The following is a 25,605-nucleotide window of genomic DNA, read 5'->3' as shown; positions in this document are numbered from 1 at the left end:
AGTCAATAAAAAACTATGGTTATTATCCGTCTTTCACGTAAAGGTTCAAGAAACAAACCATTCTATCAGGTTATCGTCAGTGATAGCCGAAAACCAAGAGATGGCAAATTTATTGAAAGATTAGGTTTTTTAAACCCAATCCCTTCAGGAAAATCTATTGCATATTCTTTAAAAATCAACCGTATAAATTTTTGGATACAAAAAGGCGCTCAAATTTCAAATCGAGTAAAAAAATTAATCTCTCAATATAAAAAATAACAATTTTTAATGATACACGATATTTTAATTTCTATAGGGAAAATAGGAGCTCCTTTTGGAATAAAAGGATGGGTAAAAGTAATTTCATATACAGAAAAATCTCAAAATATATTTAAATATCAACCTTGGATATTTAAAATAAATAACATATATCAAAAATGTTACGTTACTTCTTGGAAAACTTATTATAAAAAGTTTATTGCGAAAATAGAAGCAATTAACAATAGATGTGCAGCTAGTTCGATAACAAATCTCAATGTTATGCTATTTCAAAAGCAATTAAATAAATTAAAAAATAACGAATATTATTTGCACGAAATCATTGGATTACAAGTTCTTAATACAAAAAATTTTAATTTAGGAAAAGTAGTAAATTTTTTGCGATCTTCACATCATGATATATTAGTAATACGATCTCAAAAAAAAAATCATTTAAGATTTAAAGAATATTTAATTCCATTTGTTTATGAAGTTTTTATAAAAAAAATTGATAAAAATTCTAAAATAATTAGAGTAGATTGGAATTCAAACTTTTACAATAAACAAAAGTAAAATCATGCAAATTGGTATAATTACAATATTTCCTAGTATGTTTTATGATTTTATGAATCATGGAATTATTAAAAATATATTAAAAAAAAATTATTTAAATTTAAGTTTTTGGAATCCTAGAGATTATTCAGAAAATAAAAGAAGAAAAATTGATCATAAAATATATGGAGGAGGTTCTGGAATGTTAATGCAACCTAAACCATTACAGAATACAATCCTCACAGCAAAAAAAGAATTGGGATCTCAAATAAAAACTATATACGTTTCTCCAAAAGGAGATTTATTAAATCAATTTAAAATTGTACAATTATTGAAAAATAAAAAATTACTTATAATATGCGGAAGATATAAAGGCATTGATGAACGTATAATTTTTTCTGAAGTAGATGAAGAAATCTCCATAGGGGATTATATTTTAAGTGGAGGAGAATTAGCTGCAATGATTTTAATTGATGCTATTTCAAGAATGATTCCAGGAGTACTAAAAAAAAAATCTTATACAACAGATTCTTTTTTTAATGGAATTTTAAGCTGTCCAGATTATACATATCCAAAAATGTTTAACAACATGAAAGTTCCTTCAGTATTATTATCAGGAAATCATAAAAAAATAGCAGAATGGAGATTAAAACATGCATTAGGACAAACGTGGATAAAAAAACCAAAATTGCTAGATAATATAAATTTAACATATAAACAAAAAAAACTTTTACACGAGTTCCAATTTGAATTTTATCAAAAAAAAGAGGTATTCAGAAAATGAATAATATTATAAAATCTATAAACGATTTTCAAATAAAAAAAAATTTACCAAAATTTTGCTCAGGAGACATTGTAAAAATTAGATTATGGATTGTAGAAGGAGAAAAGAAAAGAATTCAAATATTTGAAGGCATGATAATTGCAATGAAAAATAAACATATTAGCTCTTCAATTACTTTAAGAAAGATATCAAATGGCGAAGGAGTAGAGCGCTTATTTCATATACATTCTCCTATTATTGAAAGCTTTATTGTGCAACGTCATAGTATTGTAAGAAAATCAAAATTATATTATTTAAGATACAAATCTGGAAAATCTGCAAGAGTTAAAGAACGTTTATAAAAATTTTTTAAAAATTTGAATTGTTAAAATTTAAAAAATTTATTGATGTGTTTCAGATCTTCTGGAGTATTAATACTAATACATTCACGAACATTTTCAATTAAAACATATATTTTTTTTCTATACCATAAAATTCTTAATTGCTCTAAATTTTCTAATTTTTCTATTTTTACAGGTAATAATTTAACATATAGACGAATGAACTTTGCATGATATGCATAAATACCTATGTGCCTCAAAAAAACTGATTTAAAAGATTTATAATTTTTGCACCATGGAATTACAGAACGAGAAAAATACAAAGCATTTCCAGAAGCATCAGTAATCACTTTTACGGTATTTGGATTAAAAATTTCTACTTTTTTATTTGTTGGAATAGCTAAAGTAGAAACATCTACGTTTTTATTATTTAAAATATTCACAACTTTTTTTATTACACAACCTGGAATAAATGGTTCGTCTACTTGTAGGTTAACAACAATTTGATTATCTTCAAATTTGAAATTTTCGATCACTTCAAACAATCTTTCTGTTCCAGAATTATGTTGTTTCTTTGTTATATAAACTTCTTTACCGCTTTTTTTTACCATATCTGCAATTTTCTGATGATCAGTTGCAACAATTATACGTTTTGCTCCTGATTGTTCTGCAGATTCTATTGTTCTTATTATCATCGGTTTTCCGCCGATTTTCACTAAAGGTTTATTAGGAAATCGGGTTGATAACAATCTTGCAGGTATAATAATAATAAAATTCATTATTTTGCCTTATTATTTATTTTATTGAATAACTTGCATTTTTTATTAAAATAGGAATACCTTCATGAATAGGAAATGCTACTAAATCTAATTTGCAAATCAGTTCTTGTTTTTCTGAACAAAAAATTAATTTACCATAACATATTGGACAAGCAATAATATTTAACAATTTTTGATCCATACAATAATCCTAAGATTAACAATTTAAAATTTAATAAGAAATTTTTTTAAATTTTTTGCGATATTTTTTTATTTTATTTTCTATTGGTTTTAATAAAACTTTTTTGAATTTTTTATTAATGCAAACATATATAGGTATATACCACCAATTATTTTTTGCAAATTTTTTGCATTTTATTGCATCTTTTTCTGTCATTAATAATTGTTCTTCTTTTGAAGTAAGGATAGTAAGCATATTTTCCTGATATTTTTGATGATCTAAAAAACTAATTTCTTTTACAGGATATATTTTACTATCTCGTAGCATATTAAAAAATTTCCCTGGATTGCTAATTCCTGCTATAGCAACAAGTGGGAATAAGTGTGATAATTTTTTTTTTTATTAGTTACTAAATTAATAGCAAAATTTTTATGATAAAATCTAGCTTGAACATTTTTATTATATTTTATACAAAATCCGTTTAAAATTACGTTTTCTACAGAAAATAACTTATTTTTTGTTTCTCGCATTGGTCCTGCTGGTAAAAGCAAATTATTTCCGAATTTTTTTTTATAATCTACTGCTATCCATTCAATAGATCGACCCATTGAATAATGTTGCAAACCATCATCAGAAATAATAACGTCTAGATTGTTTAATTTCAATAACATATTTACTGCTTCTATTCGATTAGAACTTACTGCAACAGGTATATGAAGTTTGTTATATATTATTGCCGGCTCATCTCCGCATTCTTCATGCGTCGTATTTTTATCAACAATTACAGAAATTTTTTTATTTTTTCTGCCATATCCTCTTGAAACTACGCCTACTTGCCAATTTTTTTTTTTAGTTGTTCACATAACCATATTACTAAAGGTGTTTTCCCATTGCCTCCAACGGTAATATTGCCTATAACTATAATCGGAATTTCGAATTTTTTTATTTTTTTATAACCAATTTTGTATAAAATATGAATAAATTTAGTAACACATAAATATATCATTGAAAATGGAAATAAAAAAAATATGAATATAGTTTTTTGAAACCAAATATATTCGATAAAAGATACAAAAAATCTTTTAATTCGATATTTTTTGTTATTTACCCAATTGCAGATAGTGCATATGAGCATATGTCCCTTGGAGTTCCATAAGTTCATGATGATTGCCATGTTCTATTATTTTTCCGTTTTCTACTAATAATATTATATCAGATTTTTTTATAGTAGAAATACGATGTGCTATAATTAGAGATGTACGATTTTTTTTCAGTTTATTTAGTGCTTTTTGTATAGCTATTTCAGATTCTATATCTAAAGCAGATGTAGCTTCATCGAGAATTAAAATCGGACAATCGCGTAATAGAGCTCTTGCAATCGCAATTCTTTGACGTTGTCCTCCAGATAATAACGTACCATTTTCACCTATAATTGTATTTAATCCGTTTTTCATTTTAATAATAAAATTCATTGCATATGCCATAGAAGCAGCTTTTTCAATTTGTTTTTTAGAATAAATATCTTTTTTTGCATATGCAATATTATTTGCTATAGTATCGTTAAATAAATACACATTTTGTGATACTAAAGCCATCTGATTTCTTAAGTTATCTAATTTATATTTTTTTAAATCGATATTATCAAGAAAAATAGTGCCTTGATTCGCATCATAAAATCTAGTTAATAAATTTATTAAAGTTGATTTTCCTGAACCAGAAGATCCAATTAAAGCAACAGTGTATCCTGCTGAAATTTTAATATTAATATTTTTTAAGGATGGCTGAGTTTTCCCGGGATAAGTAAATGTAACATTTTTAAACTTAATTTCGCCTCGTGCTCTTTTAATGTGTAGAGATCCGTAATCTTGTTCTTTTTGAATATCTAATATAGAAAACAACGTTTGACATGCCACCATGCCTTTTTGAAAATGTGAGTTTACATTTGTTAACGATTTTAATGGACGCATTAACGCGATCATAGAAGAAAAAATTACTGTAATCGTTCCTGCTGTTAAACTTTCTATAACTTTAGGCAAACTAGCGATATATAATATTCCTGCTAATGCTAAAGATGCAATAAATTGTATAATAACGTCTAATCCAGCAGATGCTACTACTACTTTCATGCTTTGTTGTCTCATGAAATTACTAAAATAATTAAAACGTTCGCTTTCTTTTTTTTGACCACCAAAAATACGAATTTCTTTGTGACCTTTTAACATTTGTTCTGCACTATTAGTAACCATGCCCATATTGTTTTGAATTTTTTTGTTAATTTTTCTAAATTTTTTAGAGATATATTTAATAAAAAAAAATACTATAGGAGTGATTACGATTAAAATAGATGATAGTTGCCAACTATGATAAAATATCATAAAAAATAATCCAATTATTAATGATCCTTCTCGTACAACAGTAATCAATACACTGGAAGATGATGATGCAACTTGTTCTGTATCATAAGTAATATGCGATAATAGTGTACCAGTTGATTTTCGATCAAAAAAAGATACAGGCATTTGCATAATATGTTGAAATAGATTTTTTCGCATACGCATAACTACTTTTCCAGACACCCAAGATAAACAATAATTCGATATAAATCCGCTACTACCTCGAGAACACATTAAAACGATAATTGTAAGAGGCATCCAAATAGGAATGATATTATTAAGTCCTTTAAATCCATCATCTAATAAAGGTTTAAGTAAAGATAACATAAGCGTATCACTTGTAGCGTTAATTATTAGAGCTATTGTTGCAATAATTAACCCTCCTTTAAAAGGTGAAATGATAGACCATAAACGACAAAAAATACGCCAAGTAGAAAAATTTTTTTTTGACATATATTTGACCAAATAAATTATATTGAAAATATTATTAATGATAGAAGTTTATTTAACTTCAATCTAAGTTAACAGATTGTAAATCTATATACATTACTAATGTAAAAAAATTTATTATTATCTTTTGAAAAGATATTTCATTTTAAATATAAACTTTTATAAAGTTAAAATTTTGATAAATTTATTATAAAGTATTTAAAACATATATATTTTATACTATAATCACGGTAATAAAAAAATCTTATTAGAAATAAGTAGGTTCTTTTTAAGATATTAGTTAAATTTAATTTGATTAATTAAAAAATGAAATCAAAATAAATAGAATTCAGTATAATTCAAAATTTTAAAAAAAAATAAAAATAATATACAAGTTACAATATTTTCCGAGATAAAATATAATGAATGTATTTTTTGACAACATAAATTTCGATAAAAATCCAATTCCAAATACACAAAATAACCCATATACGCTATTAATAATGCTATTAATATTTGGTATTGTTTTTTATTTTATTATTTTAAGACCTCAACAAAAAAGAGCTAATGTACATAAAAAATTAATTACTTCTTTAGCGAAAGGAGACGAAGTGCTTACTTCTTCGGGAATTATTGGGAAAATAATAAAAATTATAGATATAAATTATATTTTATTAGAATTGTACGAAAACAATTTAATAATAATTAAAAAAGATTGTATTACTAATATTTTTCCAAAGGGAACTTTGAAATCGCTTAAATAAGGTTTTTTTGATTTTAAATAATCTTTAACCTTATTTTAATGAAATCAATAAACTTTATTTTTTAAAAAATAAAAAATTCACATTTTATAAAATAATTATGAAAATTAAAATATAAAATATTATTATTAATAATAAGATTTTTGATGTTTTAATTTAATATCTTTAATAGAAAATCTTATTTTAATATCAGTATTAATTCTAGTTAATTTATGATACTTAAATATTTTAGATCTATTATTCTGTAAAGACTTAATTATTTTATTTTTATTAAAAAAATTCATATTTTTAATATTGTTAATATTTTCGTAAATGCCTTCAATAGAATAAAATTGAGATAATAAAATTGAGGCTGCTTTTTTTCCTATTCCAGGAGCTCCTGGAATATTATCTGATGCATCTCCTACCAAAGCAAGATAATCAGAAATTACATGCGGAAAGACTCTATATTTTAAATATACGGCATAAGGATCAAATCTTTGATAAGAGCTGACATGAATTATGTTTATATTATTTGATACTAATTGCATCATATCTTTATCATTAGTAAATATAAGTGTTTTTCTTCCTTGATTTTCTAATAATTTTGATATTGTTCCAATAATATCATCAGCTTCTGTACCTTCAATGGAAAAAATAGATAATCCCATTTTTTTAAGTATTTTTTTTATTCTGGGTATTTGAACATATAAATCATCTGGCATTTTGTTTCTGTTTTTTTTATATAATTCATATATTTGACTTCTATAATTACATTTTCCTGAATCAAATATTATAGCTATATAATAAGGATTATATTTTTTTAATATTTTTTTTATCATGCTAATCATTCCGTAAAGAGCACCTATTGGTTGTCCTAATTTATTTTTTAAATTAGGCAATCCATAATATGCACGATATAAATATATGGAACCATCTATTAATATAATTTTTTCATTTATATAATTCATAATTAAAAATTTACTTATATAATTTTTATATAAGATAGTTCTATTTTAGATAATATTAATTATTAGATAATAAATTTCTAATTATGTTAATATATCTTTCGGTGTAATTTTCTATAGAACTAGCATGAATTTCGTCGTTATTTATAATAAATTGATTGTTTACTATAATACTTGGAACACTTTTGAGATCTAATTTTTTTTCAATATTATATTGTTGACTTAAAAAAAATTTTACCGCAAAACTATTTTTTGCAGATTCATATTGCGTTTTGTTGATTCCAAATTTTTCAAAAATTAACCAAATATCTTTTTTTGTAATGTTTTTATTGACATTTTGCACTATTTGAAATAATTCGGGACTAATTTTTTCCTCTATATTAAAAAAATTTGCTATTGTCCATGCAATTGTTAGTTCCTTGCCCATTGAGCCAAGAAAATCTACATGATATTTTATAAATTTATTTTTTTTCAAAAAATTATTTTTTATTTGCTTGTCAATTTGATATATTTCGTCAAACTGATAACAGTATGTGCAATAAAAAGAAAAAAATTCTATAATTTGATATTGACTAGAAATAAAAAAATCTAGCTTTTTGTATTCACTTGAATAAGCAAAATTTTTAAAATTATTGCCAATTAAAATATATATCAAAAAAATAGTTTTTAATATTAATTTATACATGATTAATCATAAATGTTAGCTATATAAAAATAAAATTAATATTAATTTTGTTAAAAAAATTATTTATTTATTTAAATATTTTTAAAAAAATTTTCGGCCTCAAACTAGTTAGTTTGAGGCCTAATTTTTACATTTAAATTTTTAAATTTTTCATTCTTAAAGAAAAAAATATGAGGAATTTTTTACATCATACCTCCCATTCCTCCCATTCCAGCTCCTGCATTACTCATGTCTGGTTTTTCTTCTTTTGGAAGATCTGTAATCATACATTCTGTTGTAATCATTAAGCCAGCTATAGAAGCTGCGTATTGTAATGCCGATCTCGTTACCTTAGTTGGATCTAGAATTCCCATATCAATCATGTTTCCATATACTTCGGTAGCTGCATTATATCCTGTATTGCCTTCTCCTGCTTTAACTTTATTAGCAATTACAGATGGTTCTTCTCCTGCATTAGCTACGATCTGACGAAGTGGAGCTTCCATAGCACGTCGTGCTACTCTAATTCCAACATTTTGATCTTCATTTTCTCCTCTTAAATTTACAATACGATTAGCAACTCTAATTAAAGCTACGCCGCCTCCTGCAACTACTCCTTCTTCTACTGCTGCACGAGTAGCATGTAAAGCATCTTCTACTCTAGCTTTTTTCTCTTTCATTTCAACTTCAGTAGCTGCTCCTACTTTAATTACGGCTACTCCGCCTGCTAATTTAGCTACACGTTCTTGAAGCTTTTCTCGATCATAATCTGATGATGCTTCGTCGCGTTCTTGATTAATTTGCGATACTCTGCTACTTATTACTGCTTTATCCCCTGTTCCATCTATAATAGTAGTAGTATCTTTTGTAATTACTACTCGTTTTGCTTGTCCCATATCTTCTAATGCAGCTTTTTCTAATTCTAATCCCATTTCTTCTGAAATCACAGTTCCTGAAGTCAATATAGCTATATCTTGTAGCATAGCTTTTCTGCGATCTCCAAATCCTGGTGCTTTCACTGCTGCAACTTTAACAATTCCTCGCATATTATTTACAACTAATGTTGCTAATGCTTCCCCTTCTACGTCTTCAGCAATAATTAATAGAGGCTTTCCTGCTTTCGCAACAGATTCTAAAATTGGAAGCATTTCGCGAATATTAGAAATTTTTTTATCTGAAAGTAAAATAAATGGATTATCTAATTCTACTGAGCGTGCTTCTGGTTTATTTACGAAGTAAGGTGATAAATATCCTCGATCAAATTGCATTCCTTCAACAACATCTAATTCATCCTGTAATCCTGATCCTTCTTCAACAGTAATTACGCCTTCTTTCCCTACTTTTTCCATAGCTTCAGCTATTAAAGTACCTACTGTTCTATCGGCATTAGCAGAAATTGTTCCAACTTGCGCAATTGATTTTGAGTCCGAACAAGGTACGGACAATTTTTTTAGCTCTTCTACTGCTCCTATTACTGCTCTATCGATACCGCGCTTTAAATCCATCGGATTCATTCCGGCTGCAACAGCTTTTAAGCCTTCATTTACTATTGATTGCGCTAAAACAGTTGCTGTAGTAGTACCGTCTCCGGCAGCATCATTTGCTTTTGAAGCAACTTCTTTAAGCATTTGAGCTCCCATGTTTTCGAATTTGTCTTCAAGCTCGACTTCACGTGCTACAGAGACGCCATCTTTTGTTATCATTGGTGCACCGAAAGATTTATCCAATACTACGTTCCGTCCTTTTGGTCCAAGAGTTACTTTGACTGCATCAGCTAGAACGTTTACGCCTCGAAGCATTTTAGAACGAGCGTCATTACCGAATTTTACCTCTTTAGCTGCCATTTTGATTATTCCTCGAATTCTTCAGTTCATATGATTGTATGCAGATTATTTTTCAACTATCGCCAGAATGTCGCTTTCGGACATTATCAGCACTTCGTCATTATCAATTTTTTCTACTTTTACACCATATCCGTCGTTAAAGATGACGATGTCTCCAATTTTTACGTCTAAAGGTTTTACTTCTCCATTATCTAAAATACGTCCGTGTCCTACTGCTAATACTTTACCTCTAGTAGATTTATTTGCGGCAGAACCGGTTAGAACTATGCCTCCTGCAGACTTGGCTTCCGCTTCTTTGCGTTTAATAATAACGCGGTCATGTAGTGGGCGAATTTTCATTTAATAGCTCCCCTTGAGAAAGAAAGTCCGTATTAGTTATAAAACAAAATCCCAAAACTATATTTAATTTTAAATTAAAAATTTTAAATTATATTTTTAATTAATTATCAATAGATTTCGGCGCCAGTGATACCTAAATGGGGATCAATATACAATCCTTCAAGGGGTACATAAAAAAAATCGTTTTTGATTTTTAATTATACTGAAAAAGTTTTTATTTTTCATTATTCTGTTATTTTTAAAAAATTAATAGATGCATTATGAAATTCATTTAGAATATATCTTATATAAAATTAAATTTAAATTTTCCAGAAATTAAATAAAGCAGATAACTTATTTATTTAAGATTTTATCTGCTTTAGAATTTTTTATTAATTTAAAATTTTTATATAGAATATTCTACAAAAATCAATCAACTTTTTTTTGACGTTCAAAATATTTTCTTTTTTCCCAATCTTCTCGACACTCCACACAACAAAAATTTCCTGAAGTTGATTCTTCACAATTATAACAACGCCCGTTAATTGGAAGCGCATACGCTTGATGGCGTGATAAAGAATACTGTCGGAATTCTTCTTCACTTTGACTTGCTAAATCTACTTCGTCAGTCATATCTAAACTCCTTTTAAGATGTATAAAATAGAATCTATGTTGCATTATATTTGGATATTTAAATAATCTAAAATTTTCTTATTTAAAATACCATATTGAAAACATTTCAAAAAAAATACAAAAATTGTCTGAAATAAATCTTAAAGAATGAAAAATTTTTTAAATATTAATGGATTTTTAAATTCTAAAATTTTAATTTAATTATTTTTTGAACATTATATTTATAGTACATTTTAGTTTTTTAATGAAAAATTTAAGCTGTGTATTGATTTTAATTACAATCAATACAAAATATCGCAGTAAACGTACAAAAAATTTCATTATAGATCTTATTTCATAAAATATACTACTAAATGTTATTTTTTAGTATTACATCAATAGTAGTAAAAATTTTTTGATTTATTTGAATTTTTACTTTATATGAACCAATTAATCTTAAAGGACCGTCTATTAATTTAATTTCATGTTTCATTACGTGTACGTTTTTTTCTTTAATTTTTTCTGCAATCTGTCGTGCTCCGACAGATCCAAATAATTTACCATTACGTCCTGCTTTACAACTAATTTCAATACACTTTAAGTTCTTTATCTTGTCACATCGATTTACTAATAAAGATGTTTCGTATTTTAATTTTTCTTCTAGTTTAATTTTTTTATATTCAAAATGTTTCACATTTTCTTCAGAAGCTATGATGGCTAAATTTCTAGGAAATAAAAAATTTCTAGCATATCCAGGTTTAACACTAACTTGATCTCCGGGATTACCTAAATTAATAATTTTTTTTAATAAAATAATTTGCATTTTAGTTCCGTATATTTTTTTTAAATTTTTAGATTTTTTTTAATTGTGATGGTCAGTATATGGTAAAAGTGATAAATAGCGTGCTCTCTTAATAGCTTTAGAAAGTTTTCTTTGATATTTAGCACGTGTTCCGGTAATTCTACTTGGCACTATTTTCCCATTTTCCGTAACATAGTTCTTTAAAAGAGCAATATCTTTATAATCTATATGATGAATCTTTTCTACTGTGAATCGACAAAACTTACGTCTACGAAAGTTACGCATTATCAATATTCTCCAAAAAATTTAAAAACATATAGGTGTTTAAATCAAAAATAAAAATTTTTTAAAAAATTTAATTTATTTGATTTTCTCGTTTGAATTTTTTTTAAAAACTTTAAAATATTTTTAATATATATAGAATTTTGTTATCAAAATCTATTAATTTTAACAAATTAATTTCCATTATCTATATTTTTTTCTTCTTTGACTTTAAACATAGGAGACGGCTCTGTAACGGCAGATTTAATTTTTAAAATCATATTTCTTAATATAGCGCTATTTAATTTTAAATCTTGTATAATTTCTTCTAATATCTTTGTAGATGTTTCTATATTCATGAGAACGTAATGTGCTTTATGTAATTTTTTAATTGGGTAAGCTAATTGCCTTCTGCCCCAATCTTCTAATCGATGTACATATCCTGAATTTTTTTTAATAATTGTAGTATAATGTTCAATAATTTTAGATACCTGTTCACTTTGATCGGTATGCACCATAAATATTATTTCGTAGTGACGCATCACTTGCTCCTTGAAAGTATTTAAAATCTAAAAAATAAAATTTATTTTATCTGAATTTATCTTAAAATAAGAATTAAATATAAAATTTTTTAATTAATATAAGCATGTATAAAAAATATGATTTATACGAGTTTTCAATATTTGAATTAAAATTTCTTAAAAATTTCTAATTAAAATATTTAATAACTATTATATTTTATGAAATCATAAGAATGATTTTTCATATTTAACATATTAAAATTATTGAATAAAAATTTTCTTATTCCGTTTACGTATTTTGTATTTAGGTTGAATTATAAAAGCATATAAGAGATGACTATATATTTTATATCATAATCAAATAAAATAAATTAAATATTTTATTTTCTACGCAATAAATTATTATTATTAACTTGAGTAACACTCAAAAAAAATTAAAATTATTTTTAATTTCTTAAATTAGTATAATTGAATTCTATGATATAGTGCTACACAAATTTAGATAAATTAATACACAAAAAATTAAAGGATACTTATTTGAAATTAACTACAATTATTGATATTTTTAATAAAAAAATTTTAACATCGCAAATAATTTTTATTAATGCATGGGTAAGAAACAAACGAGATTCAAAAATAGGCATTTCTTTCATTGACATATATGATGGATCATGCTTTAAACATATACAAGTAATTGCAAATAAAGATTTAAAAAACTATAAAAAAGACATTTTACAATTAACTTCTGGATGTTCTGTTTGCATAGAAGGGATTGTTCAAAAATCTATTAATAAAGATCAACTAGAAATTTATGCAAAATCTATCAAAATTATAGGTAACGTATTTAATCCAGAAACTTATCCTATAGCACCTAAATCACATACTTTAGAATATTTGAGAAATTTAGCTCATTTGAGGCCTAGAACAAATATTATTGGTGCAATTACAAGAATACGACATTTTATCGCTCAAGAAATACATACATTTTTAAGCCAACAAGGTTTTTTATGGATTTCTACTCCATTAATTACCGCTTTAAATACAGAAGGAAGTGGAGAAATGTTTTGTGTTTCTACTTTAAATTTTGAAGATATTCCAAAAAATTTAAAAGGAAAAGTAGATTATAAAAAAGATTTTTTTGGAAAAAAAACATTTTTAACCGTTTCTGGTCAGTTACACTTAGAAAGTTACGCTTGTGCTTTATCTAAAGTTTACACTTTTGGACCAACTTTTCGTGCTGAAAATTCAAACACTACTAGACATTTAGCAGAATTTTGGATGATTGAAATTGAAGCAGCTTTTTTAAATTTAGATGAAATTATACTTTTCGCATATAAAATGTTAAAAAATATTTTTAAAAATGTTTTAGGTAGATGTTTTGATGATTTAATTTTTTTAGAAAAAAAAACAAACACTAATTTAATTAATCGTATGCAACAATTCATTGTAAGTGAAGCATTTTTTATAGAATATACAGAAGCAATAAAAATTATAAACAATTCTACTAATTATTTTAAATCTTATTTAAATTGGGGAGAAGATTTTTCTTCAGAGCACGAAAAATATTTATCTGATATATATTATAAAAAACCAATAGTTATTAAAAATTACCCAAAAAAAATAAAAGCATTTTATATGCGTTTAAATCAAGATCAAAAAACTGTTGCATCCGCAGATATTTTATTACCAGGCATCGGAGAGATCATTGGAGGATCTCAAAGAGAAGAACGTTGGGAACAATTAAATTTACGTTTAAAAGAAAACAATCTTAATCCTGAAAATTATAATTGGTATCAAGATTTACGAAGATATGGAACAGTGCCGCATTCAGGATTCGGTTTAGGATTAGAAAGATTACTATCATATGTTACTGGAATTAAAAATGTAAGAGATCTTATTCCATTTCCTAGAACGCCAAAATATGCAAATTTTTAAAATAAAAAATTATTTTACTTTTATATAAATTAAAAAATTGTTTGAACATATCTAAAGTTCATTTTAAAGAATCAATTTTATAAATTTTGATAAAATTTGATTTAAATTTTAAACATTAGAAATATTTTGTATAAAAAATTTAATTTCATAAAAATTGTTAATTGATTCAATAATTTTCAATTAAATTTTTAAAATAACACTTTTTAAGTTAATGCGCATATATAAAATATAAAAAAATTTGAAAAGTATAAGTTTTTTTTTATAAATATAAGTAAATTAATTGTATTTGAATTGAAATAAAAAATTATTTCTTTAATTTTTTCATCAACAACTAAAAAAATTTTTAAATTCATTATTTTTCAAAATAAAATTTAATAAATTCAGATTGTTTATTTGTTAAATATAAATATTGATTTTTTTTATTTAAAATAATCATTTTCTATCAAATATTAAAATTGATTAATCTTAACAAGATTTAAATATTGATTAAATCTTATAAATTCAAACAACATACTGTTTTGATATATAATATAAATTAATCATTAATAAACACTACTAAATATATTTCTATTCAAACTTTTATAAATAAAAACTTAATTTTATTAACAATTAAAATTTTTTTAAAATTATGGATTAATTAAAATATATGTATAATACATGGATTGCAATAGGTAGTAATATAAAAAACCCTAAAATACAAGCAGATTGTGCTATAAATGCTTTAAAAAATCTTCCAAATACAAAAATTCTTGCGTGTTCCCAATATTATAATAGTAAACCTCTTGGAACAAGAAATCAACCAAATTTTCTTAATGCAGTAGTAAAATTATATACTAATTTATTACCTAGAGAACTTTTAAAAAAAATAAAAAAAATAGAAAATAACCAAGGTAGACAAAGAAATTCTATAAAATGGGGGCCTCGTAGTTTAGATTTAGATATTTTACTTTTTGAAAATAATATATATAAATTTTCAGATTTAATTATTCCACATTATGATCTATATAATAGATCCTTTTTCTTGTACCCTTTAATGGAAATATCGCCTAATTTAATATTTCCTGATGGTACCACTTTAGCATATAGATTATCTAAGATAACATGCAAGAAATTAAAATTATGGAAAGAATAAATTCTTATCTTTATAATTGATATTCTTAATATGTTACTATCAATTAATAATGCATCTTATTTCAAATAAAATTAAAAATTATGATTTATACATATTACTCTAATGATTTAGAAATTTTAAAAAGTATTTTATCGTCTTTTATGAAAAGATTTCCTATACGAAATGCTATGTGCAACGAAATTATTATTGTTAATCATCAATCAATGATGAAATGGTTAAAAATAAAACTTGCATATGACATAGATATAGTTTTAAACATAGATTTTTTGTTGGTTAATAATTTTATTTGGAATATATTAAAAATAAATATAAAAAATCTTCCTCATGATCATTTTTCTTTTAAAACAATGCTTATGTGGTATATTGTACGTATAATATTGAATATTAAAAATTTTGAAAAATATTCAGAATTAAATCAATTATTAAAAATTAATAATCAGTATCAAATTTTTTATTTTGCTAACAAACTATCTGATTTGTATTTTCAATACCTTATTTTTCGTCCTGATTGGATATCTTTATGGGAACAAAATAAATTAATTAAAAATATAGGAAAAGAGCAAATTTGGCAATCTGTTATATGGAAAAAGTTAGTAAAAAAAATAAAAAAAGAAAAAAATTTTAATATTTCTAATATATATCAGATGTGCGTTGAAATGATTAAAAAAAGTTTAAATTTACCTCAAAACCATCCAAAAAGAATTTTCTTATTCAATGTTTCATTTATGCCTCCAATATATTTAAGAATTTTAGAACAAATCAGTATGCATCTTGAAGTACATTTATTTTTTGTGAATCCTTCCTATAAGTACTGGAGTGATATTCAAAATCAAAATTGTTTTTCATATTTTCCTAAATCATATACAAAAAAAATAAATAAATCACTTAAAAAAATTTCTGTTAAATATTCTTTATTAGCTTCTTGGGGCAAATCAGGGTCTGATTATTTACTTTTACTAGAAAATTTGGATTATATCATAAATATAGAAGCTTTTTATAAAAGAAAAAATAATACATTATTAAATTATTTAAAAAATGATATATTAAAACATCGATATTATTCTAATATTCAATCAAATAGCTTAATTTCAGATAGTATGCGTTATTTAGATGTTAAAGATAATTCGATATATATTTGCGAATGCAATAGTATATACAATGAAATCGAGTTATTATATATATATCTTCTTGACATTCTTTCAAGGAATCACCATATCTCGCCTCGAGATATTATCGTAATGTCTATAGACATAGAAAAATATGCTCAAGCAATTCAATCAGTATTTAACAAAAATTTATATAATATACATGCAAATATTTCAGATAGAAAAATATTAAAATTACATCCTATTTTATCAAATATTTTTAATCTTTTAAAACTACCTAAATATACATTTTCTGTGGAACAAATTTTTTCTTTTTTAGAATGTTCAGCAATTGCAAATCGATATAGAATAAATTCGAATGAACTTAAAATATTAAAAAATTTAATTACTCATACGGAAATTCGTTGGGGATTGAACAGTAAAATTTTCCAAAAAAATCACCCAAATTGTATTTCTAAACATACTTGGACAGAGAATATTAAACAAATATTATACGAATATGCTATGACAAAAAAAGAAAACAAATATGAATTTTTTTTCAAACAAAAATATAATAAAATTAATATTTTTCATGCAGTAGGAAAATTATCAGAAATTATTGATCAAATTACCATATGGTACGAAAAATTATCTTGTTCGCGCGAATTGCATTTATGGAAAGATTGTATAAATGAAATAATCTGTGATTTTTTCCAACCTAATAAAGAAGAAAAAAAAGTACTAAAAATATTAAAAAAAAATTGGAGCAAAATTATTCTCAACGGAGAATATTCAAAATACAACAAATTAATTAATATCGAGGTACTATCACAAATTTTATTTAAAAATATTGATCAAGAAAAATATAGTCAAAAATTTTTATCTGGAAACATTGATTTTTGCAATTTTTCTGCTTCAAAAACATTTCCATATAAAGTAATTTGTTTACTAGGCATGAACGATAATGTATATCCTAAATCTAATATTCATATCGATTTTGATTTGATGTATCAATCACCGCGATTTGGAGATCAAAATTGTTATGATGAAGATCGATATGCATTTTTAAAAATATTATTATCTGCGAAAAATAATTTATATATTAGTTTTTTGAAAAATTCAATACAAGCAGATAAATTGCAATATTCTTCTGTTATTATTAATGAATTACTAGAATATATTGCAGTTAGTTTTCGATTTCCAAATAAAAATATAACTAGTTTTTTAGAAAATTTTTTTTTAGTAAAAGACTTTTTAATAAAAAAAAATATCAATCAATCAAGTTTATCTTGCATATTAAATATTCAGAATTATCATCAAAATTTATTAAAAAATAACCAAGATATAAAAAAAAATTCTTGCACGTTAACTTTTAGAAATAAAAAAAATAAATATATTTTTCAGATATTAATAAACAAATTTTTAGAATTTTATACACATCCAATACGTTTTTGGTGTAAATATTACTTAAATATAAATTTTTCAAATAGTTTGAATTATTTGCATAATAAAAAAAACAACTTCAATTTTCAATTAATAAAAAATTGTATTAACATTAATTTATTTCGGTATTTTATGCAAAACTATCCAAAAATGAAGATAAAAAATATTTTTTATGAAATAAAAAATATTCCTTACGGAAAAATTGGAATGATTATCGCAGAACAACAATGTGATAAAATATTAAAGTTAGTTAATATGATTAATAAATATAAATGTACTACAATTAATAAGATTAAAGTATGTTTTGAATGCGGGGATGTGAAAATAATGGGTTTTTTATTTAATATTTCTAAATCTGGATTATTACGCTGGAACATACGTAAGTTATCTTTATATGATGGTTTATTATTTTGGATAGAACATTTGCTGTATTGCATTTCAGGAGGAATAGGTGATAGTTATTTTTTTGGTATAGAATCACATTGGCATTATACACATATATCACAAAAAAAAGCAAAAGAACTATTATATATTTTTATAATCGGTTATCAACAAGGCACAAACTTTCCACTAACTTTATTAAATAAATGTGGTAGTGAATGGATAATAAATTGTTTTAATAAAAATAAAAAAATATTAAATTTAGATAAAAAATCTCAAAATTATGCGTGTACGAAATTAATTAATGCTTGGAATGGTAATATGTTTATTTCTGGAGAATCAAAAGATCCATATATATGTAAAGTAATACCTTGCCTGACAAAATTTTATATTGATAAAATTATCAAAGAATCAAAAAAATATTTAATTTTTCCATTAAAATTTCACTGTTCTAAACAAGATTTTTATTAAAAAAATTTAATGAATAAATTGTATAATTTAAAATATTACGATGTAATATGATATTTAAATATGAAAAAACATGAAATACTTAACCCAATAACTTTTCCAATACAAAATACGTGCTTAATTGAAGCATCAGCAGGTACGGGAAAAACTTACAGTATTATTATTTTTTATTTAAGACTTTTATTAGGATTAAATCAAAGTTTATTCTTATCTGGTTTAAATATCAAAGAAATCTTGGTAGTTACCTACACCGAAGCCGCAAAAAATCAACTAAAAAATCGTATTAGACAGGAAATTTTTCATTTAAAATTGGCTTGCATTAATTATGATATACGACACCCTTTAATACAAGAAATTAAAGATTTAAAAACAGCAATTTTACGTTTAATTTCTGCAGAAAAACAAATAGACGAAGCTTCTATTTTTACTATTCATGGGTTTTGTCATCGTATGTTAAATTTAAATTTATTTGAATCTGGATATACGCTAAATAATTCATTATTAGAAGATGAATTTATCTTGTATCAAAAAATCTTTGAAAATTTTTGGCATGAACATTTTTCAATTTTATCTGTAGATATTATTCGTATTATTTTTAATTTATGGAAAACACCTCAATCTCTGTTAAAAGATGCACTTCCTTTTATCAAAGGAGATATTCCTATAATCTTAGATTCAATTGATTACATGCAATCAATTGAAAATTTTTATTACATACACGTTAATAAAATTAATCAACTGAAAAAAATCTGGAAAAAAATAAAAAATAAAATTTTGTGCAAAATTGATTTTAAAATATTTTCTGATAAAAAATACAAAAAGTTAGATATGTATATTAAAAATATAGATACATGGTCAATTAAACGTACGCAAGATCTTCATATTCCAGTAGAATTTGAAAAGATTAAATTTTATCTAAATACAATTAATTCCTGTTATATGAAAATATTCCATATAATATTTTTTAAAAAATTAAATCACGCGTATTCATATATAAAAAAATTTAAACAATTAATATTTATTCAAGTAATAATAATAATACGTAAAAAAATTAAAAAAGAAAAATACGCCCAAGAAAAATTAGAATTTGATGATTTGTTGAAATTATTAAAATCCGCATTATATAAATCGTATCATTTAGCTGAAGTTATTCGACATTATTACCCAGTTGCTATGATTGATGAATTTCAAGATACTAATAAAATTCAATATAAAATATTTTTTAAAATATATCATCGACAAAATATGTGCGCTTTAATATTAATAGGAGATCCGAAACAAGCAATATATGGATTTCGAGGTGCAGACATTTTCACATATATTCAAATAAAAAAAAAAATTAAAATATGTTATTCATTGAAAAAAAATTGGCGTTCTTCAGCAGGTATGATAAACGCCGTCAATTGCTTATTTCAACAAATTAGCAATCCATTTATATTCAAATATATTAAATATAATAGAATTGAATCTACACAGTATAACTATACTTTAAATTTTATTAAAAAAAATCAAGTGCAACCTTCATTAGAATTTTTACATTGTCCATATAAAAATATGAATTTAAAAGATTATCAAAATTATATGGCAAATCAATATGCAATAAAAATTAAAAATCTTATTCATCTTGCTCAAAAAGAACATACATTTTTTACAAAAAAAAATACTATTTGTAATTTAACTGCTTCGGATATCACGGTATTAGTACGTAATCGAAATGAAGCTAATTTTATGCAAGAAGCGTGCGATAAATTGTCTATTCCTAACGCATATTTATCAGATAGTAATAGTATCTTTCATACTCGTGAAGCTCAAGAAGTATTACAAATACTAGAAGGTATTCTATATGCAGAAAATAGTGATTTCCTGAGAAAGTCATTATCTACACGACTATTAGGATTTAATATAAAGCAAATATACAAACGTAAAGCAACTTCAAAATATTATGAATATTATCAAAAATTTTTATTCTATAGAGATATGTGGAAGAAATATGGAATCAAATTAATGTTAAATAGATTTATTACATTTGAAATTTTTAAATTTAAACATATTTATTATGGAGTAAATAAAAAATCTATAAATAACATATTACATATTGCGGAAATATTGCAAGAAATTTCAAAAAATATTACAAGTAAACTATCTTTATTATTGTGGATATCAAATCAAATCAATTTACCTGAAACACAAAATACAAATTATAAAATACCTGTTGAAAATAATCAAAAAATAATCAAAATTATGACAATTTTTAAAGCTAAAGGTTTAGAGTTTCCAATTGTTTTTTTGCCTTTTTTATTAAATTTTCGTAAAAAAGATTATGTTTTATTTCATAACAAAAATACGCATCAATTAATATTAGATTTAAATAAAAATTTAAGAAATAAAAAACTTACCGAACAAGAACGATTATCAGAAGATTTAAGATTGACATATGTTGCTTTAACACGTTCCATTTATCATTGCAGTGTAGGAATATCTGTATTGTTTAAAGGAAATAATAAAAATCGATTTAATCAAACACATTTAACTCCAATAGGATATCTAGTACAAAAAAGAAAAGAAGGAGATTTTGATTTTTTAAAAAAAAATTTACAAAATCTTTCTACCATTTCTAATGGAGATATTATGATTAATTCAATATTAATGCAATCTAAAAAATTATCAATAAATCCTGTAATAAATTTTAATCAATTAAAAGATATTTCATGGAATAGAAATGTTGTAAATTCTTGGAAAATTATTAGTTATTCAGACTTTAAAAAAGATCCTTCTTTTACATTAAAAAATTTAAGCTTAATTGTAAAAAATAAAAACAATAATTTTTCTCCTCATGAATTACCTAGAGGAAAAAAATTTGGAAAATTTGTACATAAAATATTTGAATTAATTGATTTTCAGAAACCATTAAATATGAATCTAATTAAAGATAATCTTATAAAATACGAAATTGATGTATCTTTGTCAGAAAATATTATGCAATGGATAAATAGTATTTTACATATACCTTTAAATAATCAAGAACTATTTTTAGCAACAATAAGTTCAAGTAAAAAACTTACTGAGTTAAAATTTTTTCTTTCTATAAATTCTAAAATAAATGCTAAAAAATTTAATTTTTTAATTAAAAAATATGATTCAATTTCTCAAAAATGTTCAAATATTAAAAATATTGATGGTGTTATAGGTATGTTGACTGGTGCAATAGATTTAATTTTTTTATGGAAAAAAAAATATTATTTTATAGATTATAAATCTAATTGGTTAGGAAGCAATGATGAATCATATAGTTTGAATTCTATGGAAAAAGAGATGGTAAAGTATAGATATGATTTGCAGTATCAGATGTATACATTAGCATTGCATAGATATTTAAAAAATAGATTAAAAAAATATGAATATAATCAACATTTTGGAGGAATATATTATCTTTTTTTACGAGGTATAAGTAAAAAATCTTTTAAAAATCAACATGGAATATATTTTTTGAAACCTAATTTCAAATTAGTAAATAGTATTGATAATTTATTTCTTATAAAAAAATGATTCATATATACTTTAATTTAATTAAAATTTATTATGAAAATTATCAAAAAAATTTTTTTAAAATTACAAAAAATTGAAGTATTAAATTCTTTAGACATACAATTTTCATTATCCATTAATATAGAAAAAGAACCTTATTTAATTTTAGCTAGCGCTTTTTTAAGCGCAGAAAACAGATTAGGAAATTCTTATTTATCTTTATATACTTTAAAAAAATTATTTAAAAAACATGAACTAGATATACTATGGGAAGTACATGGAAAAGTAAATACTATAAAACAATGGGAAAATAAACTTTTTCAATCGAAAATAGTTGGTCATTTTTTTAATTACAGACCTATTGTTTTATTTAAACAAAAATTATATTTATATAATACATGGAAAAATGAAGTAAATTTTAAAAAATTTTTATATACTCGTTTTTATTTTCCATGTAGTAATAAAAAAAATAAAATAATTTTCAATTTTTTTAATAAATATATAACTAATAAAAAAAATAATTTTTGGAAAATTCAATCGATTTTGAATATATGCAATTATAGTCCTGCATGGATATTAGGAGAAAAAGCACTTAATAAAAAATATTTTATTTTTGATATTTTATCAATTTTTTTAGAATTAAATTCTACAAACTATTGTCATTTAATATTAGTAACTTTAAATAAAAGATCTTTAGTTTTTTTTAATAAACAAATAAGATACTTAAAAAAAAAATATTTAAAAAATAATTTTTCTATAAATTGTATTGTGCTTTATGAATTATTAAATTCATATTATTACAATCAAGATTTTGTTTCTTATCGTTACTATCCTATATATTGTGATTTTATGATTATTTATGATATTTCTATGATTAATTTATCCGTTATCAATGATATTATTAACGTATATAAAAAAAATACAAGCAAAATTGTATTTATTGGAAATCATTCTAATTTTAAAAATATAGAAAAAGGATCAATTCTCTCTCAAATATATACATACTGTAAAAATTCAAAAAAATTATTTTATAAACCAAAATTTACTAAAATATTAAATGAAAACATATTTTCTATAGAAAAATTAAATACTCCTGCTATTATAAATAATTTAGGTAATATATTAATAATTAAGAACTTTAAAAAGCACAAAATATGTCCTAACATTAACTATTTAGCAAAATTAATTAAAATTAAATATTCTCATGAAATTTTGAGTTTTATAAACAAAAATATCTATAAAGGTGTTAAATATGTTCTTTTAAAAAATCAATTAGATTGTCAAGATATGATAAATAAAATTTTTTTAAATTATGTTAAATTTTTTAATAAAATTAAAAAAAATTTTCATAATATAAATTATATTTTAAATTATTCAGTAACAAAATTTAGAGTAATCTGCACATCTAAATATAATTATTTGGGAGTATATAAATTAAATTATATTATTGAAAATATGTTGAAAAATTATTTATTTTACAAATATAATTTATCGATAAAACGTAACTTATATACAGGAAGATTAGTAATATCTAAAATAGATTATTCTTTGCTAGATATATATAAAAATGATATTGGGATTATAATTGAAAATTATCCAAAAAGTTATGTATATTTTTATAAAAACAAAAAATTTAAAAAATTTAATTGCAATATGTTTGTAAATTTGCAACCTGCATTTATTTTGTACATAAAAGATTTTTTAGACTTATCTATTACTCTAGATAATGCTATCATACTACTCTCACATTCCATTTCATCTAACATTGCTCATGAATTTTTATATACAACTTTATTGCAAGTTAGAAAAAAAGTTATCATATATGACTTTAATAATTCTTTGAAGAGATCTTTTTTACATTCTGCATATAAAAAAGTTGGTATCTTATAAAGATATCAAGTAAAAATTTAATAAATTCAATATTCTCGTTACAAGTCAAAATGTTTCATGATAAAAAAATAAAAATTAGTTTATTAATTATTTTTTGGTTAATTTTGTGTTTTAAAAATATTGCTATTGCCTTGGAAAAAAATAATCAAAATTTGTTTTTTGATATTACTATAAAAAATCTTAAAGATAAAACACAAATAATATTTCAATCTAAATATCATATAAATTATTCGTATTTTTTTTTGCAAAATCCATATCGTTTTGTTATTGATTTTAAAAATTCAAATTTTTCAATTAATAATTTTAAATCATTAAAAAAAGAAAATTTATACTCGGTTTATATTAAGTTAATTCGATTTGGGATATTTAAAAAGAACATCATTCGTCTGGTATTAGAATTACAAAATTTTTCTGCAGTAAATGTTATATATTCAAAAAAAAAATAAGTTAATTGTCAATATCAATCAAAATAAAAATCTAAATATAGAAAAACGTAATAAAATTATCTCGGATTTAATAAATTACTTGAATTCAAAAAAAACAAAAACAAGTTTAAATAATAAACAATATCAATTAAATTATAAAAAAATATTCAAAATTATGATTGATCCAGGACACGGAGGTGAAGATCCAGGTGCAATTGGTAAAAATAATACTTATGAAAAAAATATTGTATTGCAAGTTTCTCAACGTTTACAGTCCATAATACAAAAAAAAAGTTATATCAAAGTTTATATGACTAGAAATAAAGACATATTTGTTTCTTTAAAACATCGAATTCTTGAAGCACGTCGTAAAAAAATAGATTTGTTTATTTCGATTCATACTAATTCAGTAAAAAATAAATTAGCTCAAGGTGCTTCTGTATTTATCTTGTCTAAAAAAAGTGCAATAAATGTTGCAGAAAAACATTTATTAAATACAAAATATTCTATAAAAAAATTTATAGGAATACCAAGCAGCGGTGATTATTATCTAGATAATACTATGTTTGATTTATTGCAAAATTCTACAATGTATGAAAGCTTCAAATTTGGAAATAAAATTTTAAATTCTCTTGGAAAAATAACTAAATTACATAAAAATACTTTGAATTATGCCGGATTTGCAGTACTAAAATATCCAGAAATTCCATCTATTTTAATAGAATTAGCATTTATTAGCAATTTACAAGAAGAAATGAAATTAAATAATCCATATTATCAACAAAAAATTGCAGAAGCTATTTTTCATGGAATACAATTGTATTTATTTAATAAATAAATATATAAATTCTTAATACATTGTTTTATCAATTAAATATGATATAAAAGAAATTTAAAAATTAATTAAAATTAAATTTTTTAACTATATAAATTAAAC

General features: G+C 23.1%; 24 protein-coding genes and 1 pseudogene. 12 read left to right on the top strand and 13 right to left on the bottom strand.

What is annotated here, in order from left to right:
• Nucleotides 1-15 precede the first annotated feature (15 nt).
• Genes rpsP through rplS form a run of 4 tightly spaced genes read left to right on the top strand, consistent with a single transcriptional unit; the run spans nt 16 to nt 1,914 of the window.
• The gene (gene rpsP, locus WIGMOR_RS02675) at nt 16-258 is read left to right on the top strand and encodes a 30S ribosomal protein S16 (RefSeq protein ID WP_014354290.1); all 243 of its coding nucleotides are present in this window, start codon (nt 16-18) and stop codon (nt 256-258) included.
• Nucleotides 259-267: 9 nt separating this feature from the next.
• Nucleotides 268-810 carry a ribosome maturation factor RimM gene (rimM, locus tag WIGMOR_RS02670; RefSeq protein WP_014354289.1) on the top strand — a complete coding sequence of 181 codons (543 nt, stop codon included), beginning with the start codon at nt 268-270 and terminating at the stop codon, nt 808-810.
• A 4-nt stretch (nt 811-814) separates the two neighbouring features.
• Nucleotides 815-1,573, top strand: coding sequence for a tRNA (guanosine(37)-N1)-methyltransferase TrmD (trmD, locus tag WIGMOR_RS02665; RefSeq protein WP_014354288.1), 759 nt, complete (start codon nt 815-817; stop codon nt 1,571-1,573).
• A complete protein-coding gene (rplS, locus tag WIGMOR_RS02660; protein ID WP_014354287.1) occupies nt 1,570-1,914 on the top strand; it encodes a 50S ribosomal protein L19 in 345 nt (114 codons plus the stop codon). Before trmD ends, rplS begins: the two co-directional genes overlap by 4 nt.
• Before the next feature lie 23 nt (nt 1,915-1,937).
• On the opposite strand, the gene kdsB is transcribed toward rplS, so the two are convergent.
• The 5 genes and pseudogenes from kdsB to msbA form a co-directional block, all read right to left on the bottom strand.
• Nucleotides 1,938-2,672: a 3-deoxy-manno-octulosonate cytidylyltransferase gene (kdsB, locus tag WIGMOR_RS02655; RefSeq protein ID WP_014354286.1), complete on the bottom strand. Its 735-nt coding sequence runs from the start codon at nt 2,670-2,672 to the stop codon at nt 1,938-1,940.
• Between the two features lie 16 nt (nt 2,673-2,688).
• Nucleotides 2,689-2,853, bottom strand: a complete 165-nt coding sequence (locus WIGMOR_RS03515; RefSeq protein WP_014354285.1) for a Trm112 family protein — start codon at nt 2,851-2,853, stop codon at nt 2,689-2,691.
• Between the two features lie 30 nt (nt 2,854-2,883).
• Entirely contained in the window at nt 2,884-3,159 is a 276-nt protein-coding gene (locus tag WIGMOR_RS03590; protein WP_050812776.1) for a tetraacyldisaccharide 4'-kinase, read from the bottom strand.
• 32 nt (nt 3,160-3,191) lie between these two features.
• A pseudogene (lpxK, locus tag WIGMOR_RS03575) lies at nt 3,192-3,838 on the bottom strand (tetraacyldisaccharide 4'-kinase).
• A gap of 94 nt (nt 3,839-3,932) precedes the next feature.
• Nucleotides 3,933-5,678 carry a lipid A ABC transporter ATP-binding protein/permease MsbA gene (msbA, locus tag WIGMOR_RS02645; RefSeq protein ID WP_014354284.1) on the bottom strand — a complete coding sequence of 582 codons (1,746 nt, stop codon included), beginning with the start codon at nt 5,676-5,678 and terminating at the stop codon, nt 3,933-3,935.
• Nucleotides 5,679-6,076: 398 nt separating this feature from the next.
• Here msbA and yajC point away from each other — a divergent pair, with 398 nt between their 5' ends.
• On the top strand, nt 6,077-6,418 hold the full coding sequence (gene yajC, locus WIGMOR_RS02640; RefSeq protein ID WP_014354283.1) for a preprotein translocase subunit YajC: 342 nt from the start codon (nt 6,077-6,079) through the stop codon (nt 6,416-6,418).
• A 125-nt stretch (nt 6,419-6,543) separates the two neighbouring features.
• On the opposite strand, the gene WIGMOR_RS02635 is transcribed toward yajC, so the two are convergent.
• The 8 genes from WIGMOR_RS02635 to rpsF form a co-directional block, all read right to left on the bottom strand.
• Nucleotides 6,544-7,365, bottom strand: coding sequence for a 5'-3' exonuclease (locus WIGMOR_RS02635; protein WP_014354282.1), 822 nt, complete (start codon nt 7,363-7,365; stop codon nt 6,544-6,546).
• 55 nt (nt 7,366-7,420) lie between these two features.
• Nucleotides 7,421-8,047: a DsbA family protein gene (locus WIGMOR_RS02630; RefSeq protein ID WP_014354281.1), complete on the bottom strand. Its 627-nt coding sequence runs from the start codon at nt 8,045-8,047 to the stop codon at nt 7,421-7,423.
• A gap of 182 nt (nt 8,048-8,229) precedes the next feature.
• Nucleotides 8,230-9,870, bottom strand: a complete 1,641-nt coding sequence (groL, locus tag WIGMOR_RS02625; RefSeq protein WP_014354280.1) for a chaperonin GroEL — start codon at nt 9,868-9,870, stop codon at nt 8,230-8,232.
• Nucleotides 9,871-9,915: 45 nt separating this feature from the next.
• Entirely contained in the window at nt 9,916-10,209 is a 294-nt protein-coding gene (locus WIGMOR_RS02620; protein WP_014354279.1) for a co-chaperone GroES, read from the bottom strand.
• 408 nt (nt 10,210-10,617) lie between these two features.
• A complete protein-coding gene (locus WIGMOR_RS02615) occupies nt 10,618-10,866 on the bottom strand; it encodes a hypothetical protein (protein ID WP_014354278.1) in 249 nt (82 codons plus the stop codon).
• Between the two features lie 304 nt (nt 10,867-11,170).
• Nucleotides 11,171-11,623: a 50S ribosomal protein L9 gene (rplI, locus tag WIGMOR_RS02610; RefSeq protein ID WP_014354277.1), complete on the bottom strand. Its 453-nt coding sequence runs from the start codon at nt 11,621-11,623 to the stop codon at nt 11,171-11,173.
• A gap of 39 nt (nt 11,624-11,662) precedes the next feature.
• A complete protein-coding gene (gene rpsR, locus WIGMOR_RS02605) occupies nt 11,663-11,890 on the bottom strand; it encodes a 30S ribosomal protein S18 (protein ID WP_041944178.1) in 228 nt (75 codons plus the stop codon).
• A gap of 167 nt (nt 11,891-12,057) precedes the next feature.
• Nucleotides 12,058-12,405 carry a 30S ribosomal protein S6 gene (gene rpsF, locus WIGMOR_RS02600; RefSeq protein ID WP_014354275.1) on the bottom strand — a complete coding sequence of 116 codons (348 nt, stop codon included), beginning with the start codon at nt 12,403-12,405 and terminating at the stop codon, nt 12,058-12,060.
• Nucleotides 12,406-12,921: 516 nt separating this feature from the next.
• Between rpsF and asnS the strand changes: the two genes are divergently transcribed.
• The 7 genes from asnS (at nt 12,922) to WIGMOR_RS02570 (ending at nt 25,506) form a co-directional block, all read left to right on the top strand.
• The gene (gene asnS / locus WIGMOR_RS02595; RefSeq protein WP_014354274.1) at nt 12,922-14,319 is read left to right on the top strand and encodes an asparagine--tRNA ligase; all 1,398 of its coding nucleotides are present in this window, start codon (nt 12,922-12,924) and stop codon (nt 14,317-14,319) included.
• 646 nt (nt 14,320-14,965) lie between these two features.
• Nucleotides 14,966-15,451: a 2-amino-4-hydroxy-6-hydroxymethyldihydropteridine diphosphokinase gene (folK, locus tag WIGMOR_RS02590; protein ID WP_014354273.1), complete on the top strand. Its 486-nt coding sequence runs from the start codon at nt 14,966-14,968 to the stop codon at nt 15,449-15,451.
• An 80-nt stretch (nt 15,452-15,531) separates the two neighbouring features.
• The gene (gene recC, locus WIGMOR_RS02585) at nt 15,532-18,831 is read left to right on the top strand and encodes an exodeoxyribonuclease V subunit gamma (RefSeq protein ID WP_014354272.1); all 3,300 of its coding nucleotides are present in this window, start codon (nt 15,532-15,534) and stop codon (nt 18,829-18,831) included.
• 60 nt (nt 18,832-18,891) lie between these two features.
• Entirely contained in the window at nt 18,892-22,374 is a 3,483-nt protein-coding gene (gene recB, locus WIGMOR_RS02580) for an exodeoxyribonuclease V subunit beta (RefSeq protein WP_014354271.1), read from the top strand.
• Between the two features lie 33 nt (nt 22,375-22,407).
• A complete protein-coding gene (locus WIGMOR_RS02575; RefSeq protein ID WP_014354270.1) occupies nt 22,408-24,243 on the top strand; it encodes a hypothetical protein in 1,836 nt (611 codons plus the stop codon).
• Between the two features lie 50 nt (nt 24,244-24,293).
• Nucleotides 24,294-24,689 carry an AMIN domain-containing protein gene (locus WIGMOR_RS03470; RefSeq protein WP_050812773.1) on the top strand — a complete coding sequence of 132 codons (396 nt, stop codon included), beginning with the start codon at nt 24,294-24,296 and terminating at the stop codon, nt 24,687-24,689.
• Nucleotides 24,664-25,506 carry an N-acetylmuramoyl-L-alanine amidase gene (locus tag WIGMOR_RS02570; protein ID WP_050812772.1) on the top strand — a complete coding sequence of 281 codons (843 nt, stop codon included), beginning with the start codon at nt 24,664-24,666 and terminating at the stop codon, nt 25,504-25,506. The genes WIGMOR_RS03470 and WIGMOR_RS02570 overlap by 26 nt, the downstream gene beginning before the upstream one ends.
• Nucleotides 25,507-25,605: the final 99 nt, after the last annotated feature.

This window comes from Wigglesworthia glossinidia endosymbiont of Glossina morsitans morsitans (Yale colony) (assembly GCF_000247565.1).
GTDB lineage: Bacteria > Pseudomonadota > Gammaproteobacteria > Enterobacterales > Enterobacteriaceae > Wigglesworthia > Wigglesworthia glossinidia_B.
Note: the sequence above shows the minus strand (reverse complement) of the source record. Positions and strands in the feature narration are given on the sequence as shown.